The organism is Pseudomonas sp. S30_BP2TU TE3576 (assembly GCF_050436025.1).
Lineage (GTDB): Bacteria > Pseudomonadota > Gammaproteobacteria > Pseudomonadales > Pseudomonadaceae > Aquipseudomonas.
Window position 1 is genome coordinate 2,520,795 of record NZ_JBNDLK010000001.1, and the last position, 26,706, is coordinate 2,547,500.

Annotated in this window: 18 protein-coding genes and 2 rRNA genes (1 of these 20 cut by a window edge); 7 read left to right on the forward strand and 13 right to left on the reverse strand. The window is 59.4% G+C overall.

Annotated elements, in window-relative coordinates:
• Positions 1-27: 27 nt before the first annotated feature.
• From ABIA48_RS11495 to kynU, 3 genes are all read right to left on the reverse strand, one after another.
• Positions 28-1,437: an amino acid permease gene (locus ABIA48_RS11495; protein WP_429488709.1), complete on the reverse strand. Its 1,410-nt coding sequence runs from the start codon at positions 1,435-1,437 to the stop codon at positions 28-30.
• An 88-nt stretch (positions 1,438-1,525) separates the two neighbouring features.
• Complete coding sequence (locus tag ABIA48_RS11500) at positions 1,526-2,839, reverse strand: OprD family porin (protein WP_429488711.1); 1,314 nt, start codon at positions 2,837-2,839, stop codon at positions 1,526-1,528.
• A gap of 104 nt (positions 2,840-2,943) precedes the next feature.
• A complete protein-coding gene (gene kynU / locus ABIA48_RS11505) occupies positions 2,944-4,194 on the reverse strand; it encodes a kynureninase (protein WP_429488713.1) in 1,251 nt (416 codons plus the stop codon).
• 221 nt (positions 4,195-4,415) lie between these two features.
• Between kynU and ABIA48_RS11510 the strand changes: the two genes are divergently transcribed.
• A complete protein-coding gene (locus tag ABIA48_RS11510; RefSeq protein ID WP_007989007.1) occupies positions 4,416-4,889 on the forward strand; it encodes an Lrp/AsnC family transcriptional regulator in 474 nt (157 codons plus the stop codon).
• 14 nt (positions 4,890-4,903) lie between these two features.
• On the opposite strand, the gene ABIA48_RS11515 is transcribed toward ABIA48_RS11510, so the two are convergent.
• On the reverse strand, positions 4,904-5,917 hold the full coding sequence (locus ABIA48_RS11515) for an AraC family transcriptional regulator (protein ID WP_116260230.1): 1,014 nt from the start codon (positions 5,915-5,917) through the stop codon (positions 4,904-4,906).
• A 385-nt stretch (positions 5,918-6,302) separates the two neighbouring features.
• On the opposite strand from ABIA48_RS11515, the gene antA reads away from it, so the two are divergent.
• From antA to ABIA48_RS11535, 4 genes are read left to right on the forward strand one after another with little or no spacing between them, the layout of a single operon-like run.
• Positions 6,303-7,694: an anthranilate 1,2-dioxygenase large subunit gene (gene antA, locus ABIA48_RS11520; RefSeq protein WP_429488716.1), complete on the forward strand. Its 1,392-nt coding sequence runs from the start codon at positions 6,303-6,305 to the stop codon at positions 7,692-7,694.
• A complete protein-coding gene (gene antB / locus ABIA48_RS11525) occupies positions 7,694-8,185 on the forward strand; it encodes an anthranilate 1,2-dioxygenase small subunit (RefSeq protein ID WP_429488718.1) in 492 nt (163 codons plus the stop codon). Before antA ends, antB begins: the two co-directional genes overlap by 1 nt.
• Positions 8,186-8,203: 18 nt before the next feature.
• Positions 8,204-9,223 carry an anthranilate 1,2-dioxygenase electron transfer component AntC gene (antC, locus tag ABIA48_RS11530; protein WP_429488720.1) on the forward strand — a complete coding sequence of 340 codons (1,020 nt, stop codon included), beginning with the start codon at positions 8,204-8,206 and terminating at the stop codon, positions 9,221-9,223.
• Between the two features lie 43 nt (positions 9,224-9,266).
• Complete coding sequence (locus tag ABIA48_RS11535) at positions 9,267-10,670, forward strand: amino acid permease (protein ID WP_429488722.1); 1,404 nt, start codon at positions 9,267-9,269, stop codon at positions 10,668-10,670.
• 63 nt (positions 10,671-10,733) lie between these two features.
• Here the strand turns inward: ABIA48_RS11535 and kynA are convergent, their stop codons facing one another.
• Positions 10,734-11,588, reverse strand: a complete 855-nt coding sequence (kynA, locus tag ABIA48_RS11540; RefSeq protein ID WP_429488724.1) for a tryptophan 2,3-dioxygenase — start codon at positions 11,586-11,588, stop codon at positions 10,734-10,736.
• On the reverse strand, positions 11,585-12,250 hold the full coding sequence (kynB, locus tag ABIA48_RS11545; protein WP_429488726.1) for an arylformamidase: 666 nt from the start codon (positions 12,248-12,250) through the stop codon (positions 11,585-11,587). The genes kynA and kynB overlap by 4 nt, the downstream gene beginning before the upstream one ends.
• 265 nt (positions 12,251-12,515) lie before the next feature.
• Between kynB and ABIA48_RS11550 the strand changes: the two genes are divergently transcribed.
• Positions 12,516-12,860: a cupin domain-containing protein gene (locus tag ABIA48_RS11550; RefSeq protein WP_007988984.1), complete on the forward strand. Its 345-nt coding sequence runs from the start codon at positions 12,516-12,518 to the stop codon at positions 12,858-12,860.
• A 173-nt stretch (positions 12,861-13,033) separates the two neighbouring features.
• Here ABIA48_RS11550 and mmsB read toward each other — a convergent pair whose 3' ends face one another.
• A complete protein-coding gene (gene mmsB, locus ABIA48_RS11555; RefSeq protein WP_429488728.1) occupies positions 13,034-13,921 on the reverse strand; it encodes a 3-hydroxyisobutyrate dehydrogenase in 888 nt (295 codons plus the stop codon).
• 10 nt (positions 13,922-13,931) lie between these two features.
• Entirely contained in the window at positions 13,932-15,458 is a 1,527-nt protein-coding gene (locus ABIA48_RS11560; protein WP_429488730.1) for a CoA-acylating methylmalonate-semialdehyde dehydrogenase, read from the reverse strand.
• 149 nt (positions 15,459-15,607) lie between these two features.
• On the opposite strand from ABIA48_RS11560, the gene ABIA48_RS11565 reads away from it, so the two are divergent.
• A complete protein-coding gene (locus ABIA48_RS11565; RefSeq protein ID WP_033063487.1) occupies positions 15,608-16,555 on the forward strand; it encodes a LysR family transcriptional regulator in 948 nt (315 codons plus the stop codon).
• Here ABIA48_RS11565 and recD read toward each other — a convergent pair.
• The 5 genes from recD to ABIA48_RS11590 all read right to left on the reverse strand — a co-directional run.
• Positions 16,552-18,645 carry an exodeoxyribonuclease V subunit alpha gene (recD, locus tag ABIA48_RS11570; protein WP_429488733.1) on the reverse strand — a complete coding sequence of 698 codons (2,094 nt, stop codon included), beginning with the start codon at positions 18,643-18,645 and terminating at the stop codon, positions 16,552-16,554. The two genes, ABIA48_RS11565 and recD, sit on opposite strands and share 4 nt — an antisense overlap.
• Positions 18,642-22,331 carry an exodeoxyribonuclease V subunit beta gene (gene recB, locus ABIA48_RS11575; protein WP_429488735.1) on the reverse strand — a complete coding sequence of 1,230 codons (3,690 nt, stop codon included), beginning with the start codon at positions 22,329-22,331 and terminating at the stop codon, positions 18,642-18,644. Before recB ends, recD begins: the two co-directional genes overlap by 4 nt.
• The gene (recC, locus tag ABIA48_RS11580) at positions 22,331-25,780 is read right to left on the reverse strand and encodes an exodeoxyribonuclease V subunit gamma (protein WP_429488737.1); all 3,450 of its coding nucleotides are present in this window, start codon (positions 25,778-25,780) and stop codon (positions 22,331-22,333) included. Before recC ends, recB begins: the two co-directional genes overlap by 1 nt.
• Positions 25,781-25,933: 153 nt before the next feature.
• A 5S ribosomal RNA gene (gene rrf / locus ABIA48_RS11585) occupies positions 25,934-26,049 on the reverse strand.
• A 156-nt stretch (positions 26,050-26,205) separates the two neighbouring features.
• Positions 26,206-26,706, reverse strand: a 23S ribosomal RNA gene (locus ABIA48_RS11590) (it continues 2,391 nt past the right edge of the window).

A 26,706-nucleotide genomic window follows, 5' to 3' on the forward strand; every position in this document is an offset into this window, starting at 1 on the left:
CTGCCGCCCCGCCGTGTTGCTTCCAGACTAGACCTTGGGCAACGGACGCAAGACTTCGGCAGTCTTGGGTTTTCTGAAAAAGATGCCGTAGATCACCGTGAGTACCAGCAGGAAAGGCACACCGAAGACCAGGGTCATCTTGAAGGCGTCGGTGAAATAGGTGGTGATCATCACCGCGCCCATCAGCAGCAGCCCCAACAGGGTCGAGTAAGGGAACAGTCGCATGCGGAACGACAGTTTGCGTTCACCGTTGCGTTGGTGATAACGACGGAAGCAGTAGTGCGTCAGGAAAATCATGAACCAGGTGAAAATGGCGCCGAACATGGAGATTGCCATCATCAAGGTGAACGAGCTTTCCGGATACAGGATATTGAGTAAGGTCGCCAGGGCGATACCCGAGCTCGACAGCAGCAGTGCGTTCAGCGGAATCCCGCTCTTGCTCAACACGCCCATGGACTTCGGCGCATAACCACCACGGGACAGGCTGAACATCATGCGCGTGGTGATGTACAACTGACTGTTCATCGCCGACAACGCCGCAATCAGAATCACGAAATTCATCACGCCGGTCGCGCCGGGAATACCGATTGACTGCATGACCGTGACGAACGGGCTCTGGGCTTGACCGGCCTGGACCCACGGTACAATCGCCAGCATCAGCGCGAGGGTCAGCAGGTAGAACACCACAAGGCGCACGATGGTTGCGCGAAAGGCCTTCTTCACCGCTTGCTCCGGATCCTTCGCCTCTCCGGCGGCCACCGCGATCATCTCCACGCTCAAGTAGCTGAAGATCGACACGATCACCGCGACCCACATCCCTTGCAAGCCATTGGGAAAAAAGCCGCCGTGGGAGGTGTAGTTATGCACGCCGTATTCCGGGTTGCCGGAGCCGAACACCACATACACCGCCAGAATGATGAAGCCGACAATCGCGCCGATCTTGATGGTCGAGAACCAGTACTCGAAGGTGCCGAAGGTCTTCACGCTGATGGCGTTGAGCACGATCAGCACACTGGAGAACGAGACGATCCAGATCCATTCCGGCACGTTGGCGAACCAGTACTTCATGTACATCGCCACCGCCGTTACTTCCGTACCGACCGCCAGCACGATCGCCGCCCAGTAGGCATAGCGCACCAGGAACCCGGCCAGCGGGCTGACATAGAATTCGGCATAAGCACCGAACGAACCCGAGGTCGAATGGGCCACGGTCATTTCCGCCAGGCAGCCCATCAACAGCAGGGTGATGATCGCGCCGATGGCGTAGCTGAGCAGCACGCTCGGCCCGGCATAGCCGATGGCGTAGGCGCTGCCCATGAACAACCCGGTGCCAATCGCACCACCAATGGCGATCATGCTCATCTGCCCCGACGTCAGTTGACGCCGCAAGCCGTGTTCACGGTTGGATATCGTTTCAAAACCGGAGTTATCGGTCATTTGTCTGTCCTCTGAATATTGTCTTTCTTGAAGTGAGCACGTGGTTGGAGGGTCTCGTGGGGATCAGCCACGCACAGCAGGACACGGATCAGAAAATACTCAGTGGATACTCGATGATGACGCGGACTTCGTTGTTGTCCGTGGTGTCGGCGCGCGCCACTTGAGCGGTCGAACGCACACTGGCCTGACGCACCCGCACCGACAGATCCCTGGCCTTGCCCGACTGCACGACGTAGCGCGCTTCGAGGTCGCGTTCCCAGCGTTTGCCGTCATCGCCGTAACGCCCGTAAGCGCCGTTGGGACCGCCGTCGTAGTGGCTGTCGTCGATATGGTCACCGCGGACGTAACGCGACATGAAGCTCAGGCCTGGCACGCCGAATGGCGCCATGTCCAGGTCGTAGCGCAGTTGCCAGGAACGTTCGTTGGGGGCGTTGAAGTCGAGGACCTGGATCGAGTTGGCGAGGAAAATCGAAGTCCCCGGTTGTTGATCGAACCCCAGGTAATCGAACGGCTCATCGCCATCCACGCGTTGATACGCCAGGGTCAAACGATGGGCGCCGAACGTGTACGCTGTGGCCAACGACCAGGTGGTGTTATCGATCTTGCCGGCCAGGCTCTGGCCATCGTCGTTGGTACGGTAAATATTGAAATCCAGGTTCAGCGACTGCCCTTCGCTCAAGGCAAAGGTGTAGTTGGTGTTGGCGTAATACTGCCGCCAAATGTCGGTGAACTGCGAACCGTACAGGCTGACGCTCAGTTGATCGCTCACGGCATAGCTGCCGCCCAGATAGTCGACGCTGCGGGTTTCCACCCCGGCATACAGCGCTTTCAGGGCGCCATCGGCGTTGGTGGAATTACTGTCGTTACCGGCTGTGAAGTGGCCGATGTCCACTTGCAGCGCCTTGAGTTCATGACTGGTCAGCTGAAAGCCGGTGGCCACGCTGGTAAACAGCCGCGCATTACCCGTGCCGAACACCGGGTTGAACGGGGTCAGGTTGCCGTACTTGAGTTCGGTGTTGGAGATCCGCGCCTTGAGCGCACCACCTGCTTCGGAATACTCATCCTCGGGGCGACCGTCGGAATCGACCGGCAGCAAACCGGTGCCGGTTCGTCCCTTGCCGCTGTCGAGTTTGAGGCCCAACTGCGCATAGGCATCGACGCCGAAACCCACCGTACCCTGGGTATACCCGGAACGGTAATCGAGCATGATCCCGTGGGCCCATTCGTCCCGATAGTTCTGACCACCCGGGTTGTTGAGGTTGTTGCGGTAGAAATAGAAGTTGCGGTTGGTCAGGACCAGGCTGCTGTCTTCGACGAATCCATTGTCGGCTGCGGCGTAAGCCATTTGACCGAGGCAACTGGTGATAGCGAGCGGCAAGGCTGGCCAAAGGGACAATTTCATTCTGCGTGCTCCTTATTATTGTGTTTGCACAGAACTCTTGATTGACGGCACCCGAAGCCCTGCCGCCAGGAAAACCCGGCAGCAAGACGCGGACATCGGTTAACTCAGGTGACGCTGTGGCGGACCTGGAATTGCGCCTGCGCCCAGGTTTTCCGGTCGAGGATTTCGCCGAGGATCTGCACGGCATCCCAGACCTCGGTGAACGTCGTGTACAGCGGGGTAAAGCCGAAGCGCATGATCCGCGGCTCGCGGTAGTCACCGATTACGCCGCGGTCAATCAAGGCCTGGATCACGGCATAACCCTCGGGATGCTCAAAGCTGACATGGCTGCCACGCTTGGCGTGTTCGCGTGGCGTGACCAGGGTCAGCTCATGAGCGGCGCAGCGCTGCTCGACGAGTTCAATGAACAGGTCAGTCAGGGCCAGGGATTTGCGGCGCAGGCTGGCCATATCGGTCTGGGCGAAAACATCCAGCCCACACTCGACCATCGCCAATGAAGTGATTGGCTGGGTGCCGCACAGGTAGCGGGCGATGCCGCTGCTCGGCTCGTAGCGAGGCTCCATGGCGAACTGCCGCGAATGGCCGAACCAGCCCGACAAGGGCTGCGGCACCAGATCGCACAGCTGCGGCGAGACCCAGACAAACGCCTGCGAACCCGGACCGCCATTGAGGTATTTGTAAGTGCAACCAATGGCGTAGTCGGCGCCCGCCTGATGCAAATCAACCGGCACCGCCCCGGCGGAATGCGCCAGATCCCAGATAGCCAGCGCGCCACACTCGTGGCTCAGCGCGGTCAGGGCCTGCATGTCGTGCATGTAGCCCGTCTTGTAATTGACGTGGGTGAGCATCACCACTGCCGTGTCCTGGTCAATCGCTTGCGGCAACTCTTCCGGGCTGTCGACCAGACGCAAGGTGTACCCCTGCTGCAGCATGTCGGCCAGGCCTTCGGCGATGTACAGGTCGGTAGGGAAGTTGCTGGTTTCGGTGACGATCACCCGACGCTCTGGCGACCGGGTGGCCTGCACACGCAACGCGGCGCTGAGCACCTTGAACAGGTTGATCGAGGTGGTGTCGGTCACCACCACTTCGCCGTCGCGGGCACCTATTAATGTGGCCAATCGGTTGCCCAGACGCTCGGACAGATCGCGCCAGCCAGCGCTGTTCCAACTGCGGATCAGGCCATTGCCCCACTCCTCGGCGATCACCGCCTGAGCGCGAGCCAATGCCGCGACAGGGCGTGCGCCCAAGGAGTTGCCATCGAGATAAATCACGCCTTCAGGCAGCGCAAACTGCTGACGCAGAGGCGCCAGACTGTCCTGTGCATCAAGCGCCAGGCAATCGTTTCTTGTAGTCATTGGATGTCCTGTTTTTTTAAATGACATGCCGTCCGGGCACATCGTGAAAGTCGAGGCGGGCAGAGCGCCCAGCGCCCTGTTTCAGGCGCTATCTGCGCCTTTTTGGTGGAGAGATAATGAACTAAGACTTGGAGAATTTTCGTGCAAAGTGAGCGACGCTATAGTACTTATCTCGCAGAAAATTCGACTCCAACGCTAATAAACACGGATTTATTTCAACCATGAATCTCGACTCGACAGACCTGCGAATCCTCCATCAACTGCAACAGGACGGTCGTATCAGCAACCAGGAATTGGCAGAGAAAGTCGCGCTGTCGCCGTCAGCTTGCCTGCGTCGATTACGCCTGCTGGAAAGCGAGGGAATCATCACCGGCTATCGCGCGGTGCTGAATGCCGAACGGCTGGGAATCGAACTGGAAGCCATCGTCCATGTGTCGTTGCGACAGGACGTCGCGGACTGGCACGAGACCTTCATCAAGAAGGTCCAGTCGTGGCCGGAAGTGGTCACCGCGTATGTGATTACCGGGGCGAGCAACTATGTGTTGCGAGTACAAGCGCGCAACCTGAAACACTTCTCGGACTTCATCGTGAATCACCTGAACCGCACGGTGGGCGTCACCGATATCCGCTCGGAAATCGTCCTGCAGAAAATCAAGGAGCGCGACGAATTGCTCGATCTGGTGGTGCGCAGGTAAGGGCGCCCTGCCCCTCAGAAGCCACGCATGCGGCGGGCTTCGTTGCGCTGCAAAGTTATGGTCGGTGTTTCGTCGAACAACTTGCGGTACTCGGCGGAAAAACGCCCGAGATGGGTGAAGCCCCAGCCCATGGCGATCGCGGAAATATTGCGCGCAGAACCGTGCTCAAGAATCTCCTGACGCACGGCGTTCAAGCGGTATTTCTTCAGGTAGACCATCGGCGACAAGGCGAAGTACTTCTTGAACGCCTCGAACAACTTGAAGCGCGAGACGCCGGCGGCGGCTTCGATGTCCTCCAGGTGCAGGGCTTCGCGGGCGTTTGCATGGATGTACTGCCGGGCCCTGATCAGGTAGTGCGGCAACTTCACGCCCAGCACGTTTCGCAGCTCTTCTGAATAGTTGTTCGGCTGAGCGAGGATCAAGCCTTTGATCAGCGAACTTTCAATGTCCCGAGTGAAGGCCACCTGCTCATAGAGTTCGCTGCTGCGCTCCAGTTCGGCGATGAAATAGCGCGCCATGCGCCACCATGAGGCCGACGCTCCGTCGACCGCGTCCATCACCGGTTCAAACCGCAGCGGCGTATCCAGAGGCCTCTGTAGAAGCCCCTCCAGAGACTCGCTCATGGCGACTCGGGTAATCACCACCTGGACCTTGCGGCAATCGCCGGAGATCGCCAACAGCTGGTTTTCATTCGGGGAAATGATCACCCCTTGATCGCGGTCGGACTTCACCACGCTGCCGTTCTTGCTCAACTCCTGCTCGCCCACCAGCGGCAGACTCAGGCTGTAACTGCTGAAGTGCTCGGCATCTTCGATATCGATGGTCACATCGGTGCCGTACTCGATGGTGCCAAGGGTCGTGGCCATCGACTTGAACATATTGGCGCTGTGATGAAAACGGATCCGTTCGGGCGTCGTGGTGACGAGTCGATGCGGCCCGCAGATACCGGACATCCAGCGCCTCGCGGCCTCAAGGTCATCGCTGTCGACACGAATGTCGCGACACTGCGGATCAGTTTTGCTGTTCATCACGACGCACTCACGGGCTATTTTTTCGGCGCGCTCTGACGGCGCGTCTCCGTATTGGAAAGGCAAGTTCCAAGCCACAAAACACCAGCGCCAACTTAGCGGATAGCAATCCTCAACCAAGCGGATAACGCCGTCGGCCAGAGGCAGACAATCGCTATCAAACCGCATTCGACGCTGCACAAAACAGTACCTGATTGCTGCAAACAGGGGCAGCCGTTCATCGCCTGGTGTGCCGTTTGAGTCGTCGCTGCCCAGCCTGATACCGGGTAGGTGTTACCGCACCAATTTTATGGACTGCCTTCGCCGACTAACCGGATAGACCCCTACCTGCCCTGCCCCCTCTAATGAGTCCACGATTAGCCCCAATAAGAACAGGTACACACCCATGAGTGGCGAAAAAAACGTCGAGCAGTGGAAAGCGTTTATCGAAGGCTGCCTGGATTTCCGTCCGGTAGAGGGCGTGTTCCGCATCGCCCGGGACATTTTCACCGAACCGCAGTTGTTCGACCTGGAGATGGAACTGATCTTCGAGAAGAACTGGATCTACGCCTGCCACGAAAGCGAGCTGGCCAACAATCACGACTTCGTCACCCTGCGCGCCGGCCGTCAGCCGATGATCATCACCCGCGACGGTGAAGGAAAACTCAACGCGCTGATCAACGCCTGCCAGCATCGCGGCACCACCCTGACCCGCGTCGGCAAGGGCAACCAGTCGACCTTCACTTGCCCGTTCCACGCCTGGTGCTACAAAAGCGACGGCCGCCTGGTGAAGGTCAAGGCGCCCGGCGAGTACCCGGAAGGTTTCGACAAGGCCACCCGGGGCCTGAAAAAGGCCCGAATCGAGAGCTACAAGGGCTTCGTGTTCATCAGTCTCGACGTACACGCCGACAACAGCCTCGAAGACTTCCTCGGCGACGCCAAGGTATTCTTCGACATGATGGTTGCCCAGTCACCCACCGGTGAGCTGGAAGTGCTGCCCGGCAAGTCGGCCTACACCTACGACGGCAACTGGAAACTGCAGAACGAAAACGGCCTCGACGGCTACCACGTCAGCACTGTTCACTATAACTATGTGGCCACGGTGCAACACCGCCAGCAGGTCAACAGCGAGAACGGCACCAGCAGCGGCAGTACCCTCGACTACAGCAAACTCGGTGCCGGCGACGCCAATACCGATGACGGCTGGTTCGCCTTCAACAATGGTCACAGCGTGTTATTCAGCGACATGCCGAACCCGACGGTGCGCTCCGGCTACGCGACGATCATGCCGCGCCTGGTCGAAGAACACGGCCAGCAAAAAGCCGAATGGATGATGCATCGCCTGCGCAACCTGAACATCTATCCAAGCCTGTTTTTCCTCGATCAGATCAGCTCGCAACTGCGCATCATCCGCCCGGTGGCCTGGAACAAGACCGAGATCATCAGCCAGTGCCTGGGGGTGAAGAACGAGTCGGACGCCGACCGCGAAAACCGCATTCGCCAGTTCGAGGACTTCTTCAACGTCTCGGGCCTGGGTACACCGGATGACCTGGTGGAATTCCGTGAAGCCCAACGCGGTTTCCAGGCGCGCCTGGAGCGCTGGAGCGACATTTCCCGAGGCTGTCACCAATGGGCCACCGGCGCCACGCCCAACAGCGAAGCGATCGGCATTGCCCCGGCCATGACCGGCACTGAATTCACCCACGAAGGGCTGTACGTCAACCAGCACAGCAACTGGCAGAAATTCCTGCTCGATGGCCTGGACGCGAAATCCCTGAAACTCCGTGAGGTGCAATGATGAATGCGCAATTGAAGTACCGGATCGAACAGTTTTTCTATCGCAAATCCGAACTGTGTGACGCCCAGGATTGGGACGCCTATCTCCAGTTGTTCGACGAACAGAGTGAGTTCCACTTGCCGCAATGGGACTCGGAACACGTCTACACCCGCGACCCAAAACGCGAAATGTCGCTGATCTACTACCCCAACCGTTCCGGCCTGGAAGACCGCGTGTTCCGTCTGCGTACAGGCAAGTCCGCGTCTTCGACGCCGATGCCGCGCACCTTGCATTTGATCAACAACGTGCAGATCGACGAACTGGAGAACGGCGAGCTGGAGGTGCGCCTGAACTGGCACACCTTGTTCTATCGACTGGCCACGGCCGAGCAGTTCTTTGGCCGTGCGACCTATCACCTCAAGCCTCATGCCGACAGCTGGCTGATCAGGCGCAAGCATGTGCTGCTGCTCAACGACACCATCAACTCGGTACTCGACTTCTACCACCTCTGAACCCATGGAGACCGAGGCATGAATCACAAAGTAGCGTTCAGCTTTGCCGACGGCAAAACCCTGTTCTTTCCGGTACAGCCCAACGAAATCCTGCTCGACGCCGCCCTGCGCAACGGTATCAACATTCCCCTGGATTGCCGCGAAGGCGTCTGCGGAACCTGCCAGGGTCGCTGCGAATCCGGCGACTACAGCCAGGATTATGTGGACGAGGAAGCCCTCTCGAGCCTGGACCTGCAGCAGCGCAAGATGCTCACCTGCCAGACCCGAGTGAAGTCCGACGCGGCGTTCTATTTCGACTTCGCCTCCAGCCTGTGCAACGCCTCGGGTCCGGAACAACTGAGCGCAACGGTGAGTGACGTCAGGCAGATTTCAGCCGGCACCGCGATCCTGCACCTGGATCTCGGTACGACGACCCCACTGGATTTTCTGCCGGGGCAATACGCCCGGTTGTCGATTCCGGGGACCGAAAGCAAGCGTTCCTACTCGTTTGCCAATCGGCCGAGTGAACACAATCAACTGCAATTTTTGATTCGCCTGTTGCCCGACGGGGTGATGAGCAACTACATCCGTGAACGTTGCCAGGTGGGCGACGAAATAATGCTGGAGGCCCCTCTGGGTGCGTTCTATCTGCGGCATGTGGCCAAACCGCTGATTCTGGTGGCGGGCGGAACCGGGCTGTCGGCACTGCTGGGCATGCTCGACGACCTCGCCGAACGCGGTTGCGCGCAGCCGGTGCACCTGTACTACGGCGTGCGCGACGCTGCCGATCTGTGCGAACGCGCACGGATCAAGGCCTATGCCGAACGCCTTCCGGGGTTTCGCTACACCGAAGTCGTCAGCGATCCATCGCCACAGTGGACGGGCAAGCGCGGCTACATTGCCGAGCATTTCGACATCAGTGAACTGCGCGACGCGCCGGTCGACATGTACGTCTGCGGTCCACCGCCGATGGTCGAGTCGATCAAGGACTGGTTGCAGACCCAGGCACTGGACAGCGTTCACCTGTACTACGAAAAGTTCACCGAGAGTAATATCTGATCTTTCAAATCAGGCCTGACAACAATAACCAGAAGGGAACGAAATGGCGGATGAAATCTTGCAACAGGGAACGCTCAAGCGGGGGTTGAAAAATCGCCATATTCAACTGATCGCCCTGGGCGGGGCTATTGGCACCGGGCTGTTCCTCGGCTCTGCAGGCGTGCTCAAGTCGGCCGGCCCGTCGATGATCCTCGGTTATGCGATTGCCGGGTTCATCGCCTTCCTGATCATGCGCCAGTTGGGCGAGATGATTGTCGAGGAGCCGGTGGCCGGTTCGTTCAGTCACTTCGCCCACAAGTACTGGAGCGGTTATGCCGGCTTCCTGTCCGGCTGGAATTACTGGGTGCTGTACGTGCTGGTGGGCATGGCCGAGCTGACGGCCGTCGGCAAGTACGTGCAGTTCTGGTGGCCGGAGATCCCGACCTGGGTCAGCGCCGCGGTGTTCTTCGTCCTGGTCAACCTGATCAACACGATGAACGTCAAAGTCTTCGGCGAGATGGAGTTCTGGTTCGCGATCATCAAGGTCGTGGCAATCATCGGCATGATCGTCCTGGGCTGCTACATGCTGTTCAGCGGCACTGGCGGCCCGCAGGCGTCGGTCAGCAACCTGTGGAGCCACGGCGGTTTCTTCCCCAACGGCACCACTGGCTTGCTGATGTCGATGGCGTTCATCATGTTCTCTTTCGGCGGCCTGGAACTGGTCGGCATTACCGCCGCTGAAGCCAGCGAGCCGAGGAAGGTGATTCCCAAGGCGATCAACCAGGTGGTTTATCGCGTGTTGATCTTCTATGTCGGCGCACTCACCGTGCTGCTGTCGCTGTACCCCTGGGATCAACTGCTGCAGACCCTCGGCGCATCAGGAGATGCCTACAGCGGCAGCCCGTTCGTACAGATCTTCTCGCTGATCGGCAGCGACACCGCCGCGCACATCCTCAACTTCGTGGTGCTCACCGCGGCGCTCTCGGTCTACAACAGCGGCGTCTACTGCAACAGCCGCATGCTCTACGGCCTGGCCGAACAGGGCGACGCACCGAAGTCGCTGATGAAACTGAACAAACAGGGCGTGCCACTGCGGGCGCTGGGCATCTCGGCGCTGATCACCCTGCTGTCCGTGCTGGTCAACTACCTGGCGCCCCATGAAGCGCTGGAATTGCTGTTCGCCCTGGTGGTCGCCTCGTTGATGATCAACTGGACGCTGATCAGCCTGACCCACCTGAAGTTTCGCAAGATCATGGGCCAGCAAGGCATCGTGCCGGGCTTCAAGTCGTTCTGGTTTCCCTACAGCAACTACCTGTGCCTGGCGTTCATGGCCATGATCGTCTGCGTGATGTGGATGATTCCGGGCATACGCGCCTCGGTCATCGCCATCCCGGTGTGGGTGGCGATCATCTACCTGTTCTACCGGATACGTGTGGCGCGGGATCGCGGCTTGGCAGTCGCTCAATAATCCTGCGTGCAACAAAAAGCCCCGGCATTCATTGAATGCCGGGGCTTTTTAATGCCTGTCAGGTCAAAGGGTCGAACGTACCCGCCACAACTCCGGGAACAGCACGGTATCGAGCATCTTGCGCAGATAACCCACCCCTTCAGTGCCGCCAGTGCCGGGCTGGAAGCCGATGATCCGCTCGACCGTGGTGACATGGCGGAAGCGCCACTGACGGAACGAGTCTTCGAGATCGATGAATTTCTCGGCCAGTTGATAGAGATCCCAATAACGCGACGGATCCTTGTAGACCACACGCCAGGCCGCTTCGACCGAGGCGTCATGCTGCGTCGGGGCGGTCGGACAATGCTCGAAACGCTGCGGGTCGATCGTCAGGCCGGCGCTGGCCATCAAGCGAATGGCTTCGTCATACAGCGAAGGGGTGGAGATGGCTTTTTCGAGCGCCTGCAACAGCTCCGGCCGATGGGCGTGGGGACGCAATAGCGTCGCGCTCTTGTTGCCCAGGATGAACTCGATTTCACGGTACTGAAACGACTGGAAGCCCGACGATTGACCCAGGAAAGGCCTGATCGAGTGGTACTCGGTGGGCGTCATGGTGGCCAGCACCGTCCACGCATGCACCAGTTGATCAAAGATCCGCGAGACCCGCGCCAGCATCTTGAAGGCCGGCGGCAACTCACCCAGCCGAACGTGTTCGCGGGCGGCCTTGAGCTCGTGCAGCATCAGCTTCATCCACAGCTCGGAGGTCTGGTGCTGGATGATGAACAGCATCTCGTTGTGGTCCGGCGACAACGGGTGCTGGGCACTGAGAATACGCCCCAGGTCCAGGTAGTCGCCGTAGCTCATGGAGTCGGAAAAATTCAGCTCGGCGTTATGCCATTCCTCTGTCTGATTGGCAGGCGAATACGGACATTGGCTCATTGAACAGGCTCCTCATGTGGCGGTGAATTCAGTGGACGCAATATGGCCCGGACCGGGCTGGCATCGAGATTGGTAAAACGTAACGGCAGCGCGATCAGTTCATAATCGCCTTCGGGGACTTCATCGAGCACGATGCCTTCGAGAATGGCCATGCCGTGATGCGCCACCGCGTTGTGCGAATCCATGGTCTTGGATTGCTGCGGGTCCAGCGACGGCGTATCGATGCCGATCAGCCGCACGCCGAGGCTGGCCAGCAGATCGACGGTTTCTTTGGCGACGGCGGTGAAACTCGGGTCCCAGGTGGTCAGCGGTGCGTTTCGATAAGTACGCAGCAGGACGCGCTCAGGGAGATGGGCCAGGCGCCCCCGCAGTTGCTCCGGCTGCACCAGTTGGCCGCTGTCCAGGCAATGCAACACCCGGCAAGGCCCGATATAGACATCCAGCGACACTTCGCCAATGGCCTTGCCATCCGCGCTGTAGTGCAGTGGCGCGTCGACATGGGCGCCGGTGTGCGGCGACAGCGTGATACGCCCGACATTCACAGGGCACTCGGGCCCCAAGCTCCAGACGCGTTCTTCCTGAAACGGCGTATCACCCGGCCAGGTCGGGGTTGCAGTACTCAGGGGCGGGCTGATGTCCCACCACGACATTGTTTTTTTCATAGCAAAGCTCTCGGCCTTTTCCGAAGTGAATGATACGAGTGATACCTGTGCATGTTCTTGCGAAAACTTTCGGTAATGCTCGGGTCTTTCGCAGAAACCGCCGGAAATCGATCAATTATCGAGGGTAAATTTCAACCGCCCTGGGTAACGCGGCCAAGCAATGGCCGCTGCGTTTCTGGATACATCAATGTCGAGTACAGACAACTGATGCCCGGCCAGGCCCTATAGGGTGCGACTTCAGCTCTCCCTCATGCCCGGAGTCATCATGACCGCACCGATTACCGTTCTTCGCGACACCCACCCGCTGCCCGTACTCGACGCCTGCAAATGGGAAAAACTCGAAGGCGACCCGCACACTGTCAACCTCAACGCCTACACCAGTGAAGACGGCAGCAAGATCATGGGCACCTGGATCTGCACGCCAGGCAAGTGGTACGTGGAATACGTGAAGTGGGAATACTGCCACTTCCAGGAAGGCTACTGCGTCATCACTCCGGAAGGCATGGCGCCGATCCACCTGCGCGCCGGTGATATTTTCGTCATCGAACCGGGGATGAAAGGCACCTGGGAGGTAGTGGAAACCGTGCGCAAATATTTCGTGTTTGCCTGATACAAAAAAACCGGGGGATCACCCGACGTGATCTCCCGGTAAATATCTATAGGTAAACGCCGTACCCTGTGGGAGCGAGCTTGCTCGCGATAGCGGACGGTCAGTCAATTCATTGTTGAAGCTACTGCCGTCATCGCGAGCAAGCTCGCTCCCACAGGTTTTCCACCGCCTTTCTATTGCGGCTTGCGATAGCTGTTGATGATCGCCGAGAAATCCTGACCACCCTCCCCACGCAAGCTCATCGCCTGATACAACTGCTGGGCCACCGCGCCGAGCACGACCGGTTGGTGCGCCTGACGCGCAGCTTCAGTAGCCAGCCCAAGATCCTTGAGCATCAGTTCAGCCCCGAAACCGCCGGTATAACCGCGCGACGCCGGCGCCGTTTCGACGATACCCGGCCACGGGTTGTACATCTCCGAGCTCCAGCAACGTCCGGTAGAGCTGTTGATGATGCCCGCCAACACCTTGGTGTCGATGCCCAACGCGTCACCCAGCGCCATGGCCTCGCTGACGCCGACCATGGAAATCCCCAGCAGCAGGTTGTTGCAGATTTTAGCGATTTGCCCGGTGCCAACCTCGCCACAATGGACGATGTTGCGGCCCATTTGCGCGAGCACCGGTTGCAGGGTGGCGAACAGTTCGGGAGTGGCGCCGACCATGAAGGTCAGCGTCCCGGCGGCAGCACCACCGGTCCCGCCAGAGACCGGTGCATCGGCCATGGCCACGTCTTGTTTGGCGGCGGCGGCGGCCACGTCCCGCGCGGTCTGCGGATCGATGGTGCTGCAATCGACGGCCGGTACGCCTTTACCGATACCGGCGAGCACGCCGTCTTCACCCAGCCACACAGTGCGCACATGTACCGCGGCGGGCAGCATGGTGATGACCAGTTCGGCACCCTCTGCCGCTTCACGGGCCGAAGGGCTGATACTGCCGCCCAGTTGTTCCAGCTCCGCCAACACGGCTTTGTTCAGGTCCACCAGGCGCAGTGCATGGCCGGCCTTGATCAGGTTGCGCGCCATCGGCGCACCCATGTTGCCCAGACCGATAAAAGCGATTTTCATGTCCGGCTCCTTAACGCAGGTTGATCGTGGTGTTCACACCGTCGTTGACGCTGTCGTCATCGAACCAGCGACTGGTGACGGTCTTGGTCTGAGTGTAGAACTGCACCACTTGCTTGCCGTACGGACCAAGGTCGCCGAGCTTGGAACCGCGCGAACCGGTGAAGCTGAAGAACGGGACCGGCACCGGAATCGGGATGTTGATACCAACCTGGCCGACATCGATTTCAGTCTGGAATTTACGCGCCGCCGCACCGCTCTGGGTGAACAGGCCCGTGCCGTTGCCGAACGGGTTGGCGTTGACCAGGGCGATGGCCTCATCGAGGGTGTCGACTTCCAGTACCACCAGCACCGGGCCGAAGATTTCCTGGGTGTAGATCTGCATGTCGGGGGTCACGCCGGAGAACAGAGTCGGGCCGACAAAGTTGCCCTTCTCATAACCGGGAACCGAGATCTCGCGACCGTCCAGCTCCAGTTTGGCGCCTTCCTTGATGCCGCTTTCGATCAGATCGAGAATCCGCGCCTTGGCTTTTTTCGAGATCACCGGACCGACATCAGTGCCCGGCTCGCTGCCGGCATTGACCTTGAGTTTTTGCGCCAGTGCCTTGAGATCCGGCAGCCATTGCTTGGCCGCGCCCACCAGCACCACCACCGAGGTGGCCATGCAACGTTGACCGGCGGCACCGAAGCCGGCACCCACCAGCGCATTCAGCGCTTGCTCGCGATTGGCGTCCGGCAGCACCACGGCGTGGTTCTTGGCGCCCATCATCGATTGCACACGCTTGCCGTGTTTGCCCGCCAGGTCATAGACGTGGGTGCCGACGGCAGTCGAGCCAACGAAGGAAACTGCCTTGATGTCTTTGTGGGTGCAGAGCCGGTCCACCACATCCTTGCCGCCATGCACGACGTTGAGCACGCCAGCCGGAATACCCGCCTCAATCGCCAGCTCCACCAGCAGCATGGTCGACATCGGGTCCTGTTCCGACGGTTTGAGTACGAAGGTATTGCCGCAGGCGATGGCCATCGGGAACATCCACAGCGGAATCATTGCCGGGAAGTTGAATGGGGTAATGCCCGCGCACACGCCGATGGGCTGGCGCAGGGTATAGGTGTCGACACCGCCAGCGACGTTTTCAGCGAATTCGCCCATTTGCAGGCTGCCGATGGAGCAGGCGTGCTCGACCACTTCCAGGCCACGGAAAATATCGCCTTCGGCGTCGGCAATGGTCTTGCCCTGCTCGGCGCTCAGGACCACGGCGATGCGCTTGGAGTGTTCGCGGATCAGCGCCTGGAGCTTGAGCATGATGCGCATCCGCGCGCCGATTGGCGTCAGCTTCCAGGTCTGAAAAGCACGATGAGCGGCGCTGATGGCGGCGTCGACTTCTTCGGCGGTGGCAAACGGCACTTTGGCCAGCACTTGCTGGGTCGCCGGGTTGACGATGTCGTGCCATTCGGTGGACTTGGACTCGACCCACTGGCCGTCGATCAACAGTTTGACCTTTTGCACGGTGGTGTCATTGGGCGTGAGCGATACGTTCATGTGGGTCTCCAGAATTTGTTTTTATCTTAGGAGCCAAGGCGAGATAGTCGCCCTGGGTTGAGGCGTGTGTCGCGAATTGGTTATCGGACTGTTTTTGGAGTATAGATGTGCAAACTTCTAATAAGAACGCACATATAAACCGGTCCAACATGCAAAAAAACATCACCTCCCTCGGCTCACTGAACTGGGATGACCTCAAGTTTTTCCTTGAAGTCGCCCGCACACGCAAGGCCAGCACCGCGGCCAAACGCCTGGCGGTGGACTACACCACGGTGTCGCGGCGCATCAGTTCCCTGGAAACGGCATTGGGCACATTGCTGTTCGAGAAATCCCGGACCAACGGCTTCGTCCTGACCGCCGAAGGCCAGCGGTTGATGGGGTATGCCGAATCGATCGAAAGCACCTTGCACATGGCGTGCGAGCAGGTTTCCGGGTCCGGCGTGGCGCTGTCCGGCCATGTGCGCATGGGCTGCACCGAAGGCTTCGGCAGCTTTTTCATCACGCCGCAATTGAGCCACTTCGTCGACACCTACCCGGCGATCTCGGTGGATATCCTGCCGCTGCCGCACTTCATCAGCCTGTCCAAGCGCGAGGCCGACATCGTCATCGCCCTGGAGCGCCCCGAGCATGGCCCGTACGTCTGCTGCAAGCTGTGCGACTACCGGTTACAGCTGTACGCGACCCAGGATTATCTGGACAACCACCCGCCGATCCGCCGCCCGGCAGACTTGGCGAAACATTCGTTTATCAGTTACGTCGACGACCTGGCGTTCAGCTCGGAGCTGCTGTACCTGGCCAACGTGCTACCCGGTGCAAGTGCCAATCTGCGCAGCACCAGCGTGATCGCGCAGTTCGTGGCGGCGCAGCAAGGACGCTCACTGGCGATCCTGCCGTGCTTCCTCGCGACACAGGACCCTCGCCTGCTGCCGGTGTTGCCACAGGAAATCAATATCACTCGACAGTTCTGGATGTACTGCCGTGAGGACCTGAGGAAGCTCAAACGGATCACCCTGTTGTGGGATTACATCCGCGCAGTCACCGAACAGAATCAGGGCCTGTTGATGGGTGACAGCCGGGAGATGCTGTTTGCCGATTAGTCGGTGCCGAGCTCCAGCATCAGCCCGCTCAAGCGTTTGACCCTGCGTTTCACCGCCTCTTCAAACACCCCTGCACGCGACTCGATCAAGGTGAACCAGTTCTTGGCCCGGGTGATCCCGGTGTAGATCAGTTCCTTGGTCAGCACGGGATTCAAGGCGTCAGGAAGAATCAACGCAGTATGCGCAAACTCCGAGCCCTGGGATTTATGCACGGTCATGGCGTACACGGTTTCGACATCATTCAGGCGACTTGGCAGGACAAACCGCACGCCACCCTGGCCATCATTCCTGGGGAATGCCACACGCAGGACCGTTTTTCCAGTCTCGTGACCTTCCCGTTCCGGAAGCTTTAGGGCAATGCCGATATCGCCGTTCATCAACCCCAGCCCGTAATCGTTGCGGGTCATCAGGACAGGGCGACCTTCGTACCACTGCTGGTCGCTGTCGATCAGGCGTGCCCTTAACAACGCGTCCGTCACTCGCTGGTTCAAGCCCTCAACACCCCACGGCCCCTTGCGCACGGCACATAACAACTGGAACGCGTCGAAAGCCTGCAGCACTTGTCGCGCCCAATCAATCCAGCGCAAATCATCAGGAGGGCTGTCGAGCGGCGGCCGCTGATGGCGCAGTACGCTCAGGTAATGTCGATAACCCTGCGGGCCCTCACCATGGCCATCGAGAAGCAAGCGTTCCAGCGCCCGATCCTTCTCCCCCTTGAGGGACAAGGAATACACATCCTCATGGCTTCGCGCAGACAACAACTTGCGTGCTTCCTCGGGCTGCTGCTGGTTGACCCATCGAGCGAGTTGACCAATACCGCTGCCCTCACCGAATCGCCGGGAATGGCGCAACATCACAACTTGCTGGGCCAATGGATGAGCGCCCTGTGCGTCCTCCTGCAATCCGCTGGCCTGCAGGTTTTCGCCACTGACGGCTTCCAGCCACTCGCGTGTCTGTGGGCTATACCAGCCAGCCTCTGCGTCGCGGCACAGATCCCCCAATACCGCACCGGCCTCTACCGAAGCCAATTGATCCTTGTCACCCAACAGCACGAGACGCGCGTGGACCGGCAATGCATCGAGCAGGTTGGCCATCATTTCCAGGTCAATCATCGAGGCCTCGTCCACCACCAACACATCCAGCGGCAGGCGATTGCCTGCGTGGTGCCGAAAATGACGAGTCCCGGGCCGGCTGCCGAGCAGGCGGTGAACGGTGGTGACGTCGGACGGAATCTTTTCTCGTATATCTTCCGTGACCTTCAAGGTCCGGACCTGCTGGCTGATGGATTCTGTCAGACGCGCCGCGGCCTTGCCGGTAGGTGCGGCGAGGCGAATGCGCAGGGGCATGCCGGCCTCGACCGCTGGCGCCTGGAGCAACGCCAGCAAGCGCACGACGGTCGTGGTCTTTCCGGTTCCCGGCCCCCCCGTAACGATGCTGAAGGCGCTGCGGGTCGCCAGGGCACAGGCCAGTTTCTGCCAGTCGATCACTTCACCGGACCGGGCAGGACCAAACAAACCGGTGAGGCGCTGGAGCAAGTCGTTCGGCGTGGATTCTTGTTCTGTCAGTCGCTCGCGTAGCGAAATGTCGATCCGTCGCTCGTAGGTCCAATAGCGGCGCAGGTACAAGCGCTTGCCCGATAAAACCAATGGTCGGTCGCGCACGTTGTCACGGCTGTCAGCGGCCAGTGCGACCAGGGTGCTGGCGGCCAGTACCTTGCACCAATGAGCACCGTCCAGCGATCCGAGCAATTGCGACGGCAACAGCAGCGCGCCGCCTTGCACGTCCCCTTCGGGTGGTAATGACAGGGCGAAGTCCGGTTCTTTCAGCGTCTCGAACAGGTCGAGACAGACATGCCCGTGGCCCAACTGGTGGCTGGTCAGCGCCGCTGCCAGCAACACCAGCGGATCGTCATTCGGAGCCAGCTCATGCAGGAACGCAACGAAGGCTTTGTCCAGCGCCCGCAACCAGCCGCGTTCGACCCAACGCGTGAGCAATAACAGCAAGTCGTCGGCACAGCTCAGCGGCGCCAGGTCGGCCAGGCTTTCGGCTGCCAGCGATGAGGGCAACAAATCGGCGAATGTACGACTCATAACAGAACTCCCTGTTCCCAGGCAGGTTCAGCCTTGGGCTCTGGCTTGCCCTGGAACAACCTGTCCAGACGCTCGATCAACTCTCTTGGCGGACGAGCAAAAAACACACCCTGGCTGGCCGCACGCGTACCACGCAAAAACAGGTACAACGCCCCGCCGACATGCCGGTCGTAGTCGTAATCAGCGAGCCGCGCCTTGAGCTGGCGATGCAGGGCCAACAGGTACAACACGTATTGCAGGTCATAGCGATTGTCGAGAATCGATTGTTCCATGGCCTGCCCGGTATAGGCTGCATCATCGACGCCGAGCCAGTTGGATTTGTAGTCGGCAACGTAATAGCGGCCGTTGTGCTCGAACACAAGGTCGATGAAGCCCTTGAACATGCCGTTGAGCAACACCGGTTCTGCGGCCACCCGTGCCACGCCGTTATGGGTGTATTGGCACACCAGCGCATCGAGTTTGAGCACATCGACCTTATGGCTGGCGAACCAGAACTCCATCTCGACCTGGTACCGGGTCAGTTGCCCGAACACTACCGGAGCCTGACCGGCGCCCAGATGCAATGGCAACGTGAGCAGATGCTGCAGCCAGTCATTCAACGTGGTGATCCAGCCCTCCCAGCCTCGGCGATTGCAGCGACGGGCAATCGCGTCGATCACATCTTGTGGTGCCGCATCAAAACCCTCGCTCCCTGCCCATTCGAGCAGACCATGGAGGAAAGTGCCGGGGTTCGGGCCGCGTGGGAAGCGATGGATATCGGCGCCACCAGCAACCACTTCTCTGGGCGCCTGCGGATCGAGTCGTTCGTCATCGAACAGTTTTTGCGCCTGCGGGCTCTCCGGGGCCTCATCCGTACCGACACTCAGGGTGTCGCCTATGCGCAACGCGCTATAGGACGCGATCCACCAGTTTTCACTGGCCTTGCGTTTCGGTACTAGCGGAACCAACAGCGCCGCTTCGTTTTGGGGTGGCTGGTAATGCTCTGTTGTCGCTTCAGGCATCTCGGCATACGCCAGCGCCGGGCAGTCCTGCTGCAGATCCCGCAACCAAAGCTGCAACGCCGAGGGCTCGGCCAATGGCGCGCCGCCCCCCAGCAGATAACCCAATGCCGATAGATGCAGCACCGAGCCATTGTTATTGCCCCGCTTGAGGTCAGCCACCCCCAGCCAGCAGGCGTGTTGCGCCCGGGTCAGGGCGACATAGAGCAAGCGCAAATCCTCGGCCAGACGCTCATCGTCAGCCAGGGCAATCAATTCTGCCGTCGGCTTCAACGTGACCTGGGCATTGCCTGATTCATCGTGGTAGTGCAACGGCAGCCGGCTGCCATCCACCGGTTTCGCCGAACAAATGAAGGGCAGGAACACCAACGGATACTCAAGGCCTTTGGATTTGTGAATGGTCACGACCTTGACCAATTGCTCATCACTTTCCAGACGCAGGATCTGTTCTTCGCCAGCCTGACCGGACAACGCCAGATGCTCGGACAAATGCCGGATCAGTGCTTGCTCGCCATCGAGTTCAGCCGCCGCCTGTTGCAGCAATTCGGACAAGTGCAGCAGATTCGTCAACACCCGCTCGCCGTCACTGCGTGCAATCAATGCCTGGGGCAGACGGAAGTCGTGCAGCAGGCGTCGCAACATCGGCAGTACGCCCTGCTTGCGCCAGATTTCGCGATAGCCTCGGAACTGCATCACCCTGGACTCCCAGGCCAACTCGTCCTGATTCAGCCGCTCCAGCTCAGTCAACGAAAGGTTCAACGTGATGCAGGCCAACGCAGCCCGCAGCGGTCGCTCGACATCCGGCTCGGCGCACGCCTTGAGCCAGGTCAGTACGTCATGAGCTTCCTGGGCGGCGAACACCGAGTCCTTGTCCGACAGGTAAACACTGCGCACGCCACGGGCGGATAATTCGGAACGAACCGCCTGCGCTTCCTTGCCATCGCGTACGAGGATAGCGATGTCCGCCGGCAGCAGGCCCCTGAAGTCCTTGTTGTCCTGGGTGAACCCCGCTCGCCCCTGTTGTCCGCCATTGAGTAACGCGGTGATTTCACTGGCGCAGGCAGCCGCCAGTTGCTGCCGGTACACCGCACCGGACAACGGTTGCTCGGCCGGCAAGTGCCAGATGTTCAAGGCAGGAACTGCCTGATCATTTATGCACAGGACTTCTTTGCGACCCTGGGAGGCAACGGGCGTGAACGGAACCGGATTTTCGCCATCCTTTTCCCGGAAGAGGAAAGCACCACGCCCTGACTGACGGGCTTCGGCACGTTCGAACACATGGTTCACCGCATTGACCATGCCGTGGCTTGAGCGAAAGTTGGTACCCAGGGTGTGCAGGCGGCCGGTGGTGGCCTGACGGGCGCGAAGGTAGGTATGGATGTCGGCGCCACGAAAAGCGTAGATCGCCTGTTTCGGGTCACCGATCAGGAACAGACCGCACTCGGGGCTGTTCTCTTCAATCCGGTAGATACCCTCGAAGATCCGGTACTGTACCGGGTCGGTATCCTGGAACTCATCGATCAGTGCGACCGGAAACTGTTCACGAATCAGGGTTGCCAGTCGCTCGCCGCCATCGGACTGCAAGGCAGCATCAAGGCGTAGCAGCATGTCGTCGAAGCCCATTTCCGCCCGGCGGCGTTTCTCTTCCTCGAATCGTGCCCCGACCCAGCGGGCAGCATGTTGCAGTACGGCGGCATCGGGCGTCGGTAACCCATCGAGACAGGCCTTGAGACCGGCCATCGTATCGAGCCCCGGATGCCGAGGCGCGTCACCCTTCCAGGCTTCGGCCATGCCATCAGGGGTCAGGCGCGTGAAACCGGTGCCGATATCCAGTTGCTCAAGGGACTCGTCTTCGGCCCAGGCTTTGATTTTTTCGAACCAGGGCTCGAAATAGCGTGCCTGCATCTTGCGACCGTCGACGCTCTTGCTGGCAACGCCCTGGTGACAGATGACAAGCAACTCATCTGCCCACTGGAGCCAGGGCTTCTTGAGTTCGATCAGGGCCGCCCGCCGCTCTTGCAAGCATTGTGAAATCACTTCGGCGGGCTCTTTCCCTTGAAGCGTATCCCGCTCGCTGGCGAACAACGCACGAATCCGCGGCAGCAGCGCCGCCGGCCCGCCCCAATTGCTGCGCACCCAGTTCAGCGCATCACCTTGCATCGGGTAGCAGAACAGCCGCCAGTAATCGCGCAGGACTTCCCCCAGCAAGTCGCTGTGGTCGGTTTCCAGGGTCTGGGTAAACAGGCTGCCGCTGTCGAATGCGTGTTCGCGCAACATGCGCTGGCACCAACTGTGGATAGTCGACACCGCTGCCTCGTCCATCCATTGGGCGGCGATGTCCAGACGGTTTGCGCACCCCGGCCATTGCTCGGGCAGGTACTGATCACGCAGCTCGGCAATAAGGCTGTCGGGGGCCGATGTTTCTTCGCGGAAAAATCGTGCAGCCTCGGCGAGCCGCGTGCGAATGCGTTCGCGCAACTCCTTAGTGGCTGCATCGGTGAACGTCACGACGAGGATTTGCGGCGGCAACAGCTCTCGCCCGAAGCCCGAGCCCTCGTCACCGTGGCCAAGGACCAGACGCAGATACAGCGCGGAAATGGTGAATGTCTTGCCAGTCCCGGCGCTGGCTTCGATCAGTTGACTGCCACGCAGCGGGAAAGCCAGGGCCAGAGGCGTCTTCTTGCTCATCAGTGCGCCTCCTCACTGGACAGTGAACGCCAGGGTGCTTCAAGAAGCGGGCGATAGAGGGCGTCACACCATTGGGGGAACGTCTCATCGGCGATCAAGGCTTCGTAATCGGCGAATTGGCGGGCGAGTGCCGGGCTTTCACGACGTTCTCCGCCCGTCGTCAGTCCATCACCTTCATAGACCTTGCGCGCAGCGGCCCCGGCTTTGACCGGGTCGGTTTGCCCCAGCCACGCGAAGGCTGTCTTGACCGCGATCGGCAGTGGCTGGCGCATGCCCGAGTGCCAAGCCATCAGCAGATCGCCCAGAATTTTCTGTGCTTCAGCCCCGTCCAGCGGACCGAGCAACAGGCTGTCGTCGCTGGCCACCAATGCGGTGGTCAGCGCCATTCCACAGGCACAAGCCACCAGATGATTGACCCATGGGCGTATCAGACGATGCCATTTGCGCGACTTGATCGAGCCGATACTGTTGGGGATGGTAGTGATGGACAGCAAACCACCATCAGTGCGCTGATGCAGGCCGCTGAGCCAGCCCTCAATATGCAGGCCTTGCAGTTCAAGATTGACTGGCAACGCGCTGCCAAGCGGTGTTGGCCATAATGCCAGTAGCTGTTGATGACGTTGCAGCAAGTCAGGCAATGGCTCGATCAACTCGCGTTGCAAGCACTCACCGAATCCGGCCATGGGCAGCAGCCCGCTGTTTTGCAGACGTTTCGCCTGGGACTCCAGTGCCTGCCCGGTATTTCCCGGATCTGCCAGCGCCGCTTCGAGCAAACGGTCGCTGAGGCTGTAACGCTGCAATGCATCAAGGACAAAAGGCTCTTCATCGGCCAACGGTACTTCAGCCGCCTCAAAGAAGACCTTCAGTCGCTGGCTGAAAAAGTGTCGTACCGGATTGCGCAGGAAATCTTGCAACTGCCCGAGACTGAGTGGTTCGACCTGAACGTGAGCCTCAAGCACTTCGGCTCTTGTTTGTTGCTCTGTTGCTTGATGAAGGACCTGCCATTCGGTGGCGTAGCTGAACGACTCATCCCCTTCGTGAAAGTAGCGAGCGCTGAAGGGTTGCAACGGGTGCTCCCGGGTCATGGCTTCAAGCAGATCCTTGTCGCTTTGCGACAATCGCCAACCGCTGGCCAAGTGGTCACGCAACTGGCCGATCAACACTGACGCAGGTCTCTCGCTATTGTCGCGGATGCTCCGGCCTACCCAACTGATATAGAGCTGATCCCGCGCCGACAACAAGGCCTCCAATAACAGGTAGCGGTCATCTTCGCGCCGGGAGCGGTCACCTGGACGGTAATCACTGCCCATGAGATCGAAATCCAGCGGCGGCTGCGCGCGTGGATAATCACCGTCATTCATGCCCAGCAGGCAGACCAGTTTGAACGGGATAGCGCGCATGGGCATCAAGGTGCAGAAGTTGACCGCTCCGGCCAGGAAGCGTTGGGACAAACGCCCCTGATCCAGACCTGCAAGCCAGGCTTCACGGACGACGGTCAGTGGCAACTCGTCCTGCAACCCGACGGACTCGCAGGTCTCGAGCCAGGTTTCACGCAGCTCTTCGAGCTGAGCCAGCAGGTAGTCATCGTGTTCGTTACCGGCAAGGAAGAACAACTGCACCAAAGCCTGCAAGCGAAAGCCCCATTGCCCGGGCCGTGCAGGCTGAGAGAGTTCGTGGTGAGCCGCCTCCAGCGCGTCCAGCAACGCAACCAACGGACCAATGAGCGCGGCGTCCAGACCACCGATTTCGTCGTAGGGCTCGATACCCTCATAAGCATCGGCGCTGCCAACGGCATAACCGAGCAACATCCGTCGCAGCCCGAAACGCCAGCTGTTTTGCTCCAGTTCATGCGGTAGCCCGAGCCCGGCACGTTGCTCGGCATTCATGCCCCAACGAATGCCGGCACCTTCGATCCAGCGGTGCAACGTCGGCAAGTCACGCTCCTCGACGCCAAAGCGAGCACGCAGTGCCGGAACGTCCAGCAGATCAAGAATCTCACTGACGGGGAATCGGCTGTCAGGCAGCTTGAGCAGGTGCTCGACAGCAATCAGCAATGGATCGCGACCACGCTGGCCCTGGTCGGCCAGAGTAAATGGAATGAAACGTGGATCCTGGCGGTCAAGCTGACCAAACACGGCACGAATATGCGGTGCGTAACTGTCGATGTCCGGAACCATCACGATGATGTCCCGGGGCCGCAATTGCGGGTCGGCGCTGAAGCGCGCGAGTAATTGATCGTGGAGGATCTCCACTTCTCGCTGGGCGCTATGGGCGATGTGAAAACGGATCGATTCATCCTTCTGCAGATCGATAGCCGGCCAACGCTCCCGAGTCTCGTTGAGGGGGCGCAACTCGAGGATGTCATCCTGCAACTGGTTGAGCACGTTCAGCGGCTGACCGTCGCTGAACAGGTCGATGCGTCCGTCGCGGAATGCCGAGCGATAGCTATTTGGATCGTCATAACTGTCAAGCAGGTTGATATAGTCCCGCCCCTGTTTACCCCATGCGGCCAACAATGGGTGGGCATGCTGATGGAGGGTTTGCGGATCGATCACTACCGGCATGCCGTTTTTGCGGGCTTGACGCTTATATTGATGCCGCAACAGGTCTTTATCGGCGACGATGTCCGCCCAATGATGACGACACGGGTTGTGTACGCAAAGCAGGACCTGGCTGAATCGTGCCAATCCCGCCAGTGCTTCCAGGGCTTGAGCAGGCAGGGAAGAAATCCCGAAAACGATCACTCGTGAGGGTAATCCTTTAGGGACGGTTTCGATGTTGTTGATGCGTTCGATAAATCGCTGATGGACTCCGGCACGGCTTTGCGCCATGCCCTCTTCTCCCACATCCAGCAAGAGTGCGCGCCATAATTCTGCCTGCCAGCAATTGGCCGGACTGAGGGGCTTGGCCTCGCCTCTGCCGCTTCTGATTTGATGACGTCCTTCGGCCCAGTCTTCGAGCCAGTCAGCCCGGTACACCTGGTACTGGTCGAACAGATCCGCCAGACGTTCCGACAGTTGATAGCGTTTGCGCAGGTCGGTGTCATGGGTCAGGAAACGCTGCAGTGGCTCGAAGTGCGGCTGGTTGATCAATTGCGGAAGCAGCCGCATCAGACGCCAGGTCAGCGGGGCTTTATCAAGCAGGGACTTGACCGGAATTTCGTCACGACCAAGGACCGTGCGATAAAGCTGCCACATGAAACTGCCGGGTAATTGGACATCGATGGCGGCAGCGATGCCACAGCCTCCCATGTCGTCTTCTTCGGAGTCTACCGCCAGTGCCAGCTTCAACCATTGGGCGATGCCATTGCTTTGCACCAAGGCGATTTCATTCTCCAGGGGAGCCAGCGGGTAGCGCCGCATCCAGCTGACCACCAGGCTGCGCAACTCGTCCAGGCGGTTGCCGTGAACCACCATAAAACCAGCACTGAGGGACGTCGCGTCCGGCATAAAGGCTTCCTTGGAAAATACAAACGCTAGGGCCGAACCTTAGCATTGTCGGGAGACTGTGACAGCGTGGACCTGTCCGGTATTGCTGTACGAACTTTCTTGCAGGCAAAACAAAACCCCAACTGCTTGCGCAATTGGGGTTTCGGAATTTAATCTTGACGATGACCTACTCTCACATGGGGAAACCCCACACTACCATCGGCGATGCATCGTTTCACTGCTGAGTTCGGGATGGGATCAGGTGGTTCCAATGCTCTATGGTCGTCAAGAAATTCGGGTACTGAGTCGTGACCGGCTGGCCTCGCTTCAGCAAATTGGGCAGGTGATAGTTTGGTGTTTTGTGAGCATTTCGAACTTTCGGTTCATTGCGTCTTCACACACCGCAATCTGGTCTCTTCCGAGTTCGCAAATTGCTTGGGTGTTATATGGTCAAGCCTCACGGGCAATTAGTATTGGTTAGCTCAACGCCTCACAGCGCTTACACACCCAACCTATCAACGTCGTAGTCTTCGACGGCCCTTCAGGGAACTCAAGGTTCCAGTGAGATCTCATCTTGAGGCAAGTTTCCCGCTTAGATGCTTTCAGCGGTTATCTTTCCCGAACATAGCTACCCGGCAATGCCACTGGCGTGACAACCGGAACACCAGAGGTTCGTCCACTCCGGTCCTCTCGTACTAGGAGCAGCCCCTCTCAAATCTCAAACGTCCACGGCAGATAGGGACCGAACTGTCTCACGACGTTCTAAACCCAGCTCGCGTACCACTTTAAATGGCGAACAGCCATACCCTTGGGACCGGCTTCAGCCCCAGGATGTGATGAGCCGACATCGAGGTGCCAAACACCGCCGTCGATATGAACTCTTGGGCGGTATCAGCCTGTTATCCCCGGAGTACCTTTTATCCGTTGAGCGATGGCCCTTCCATACA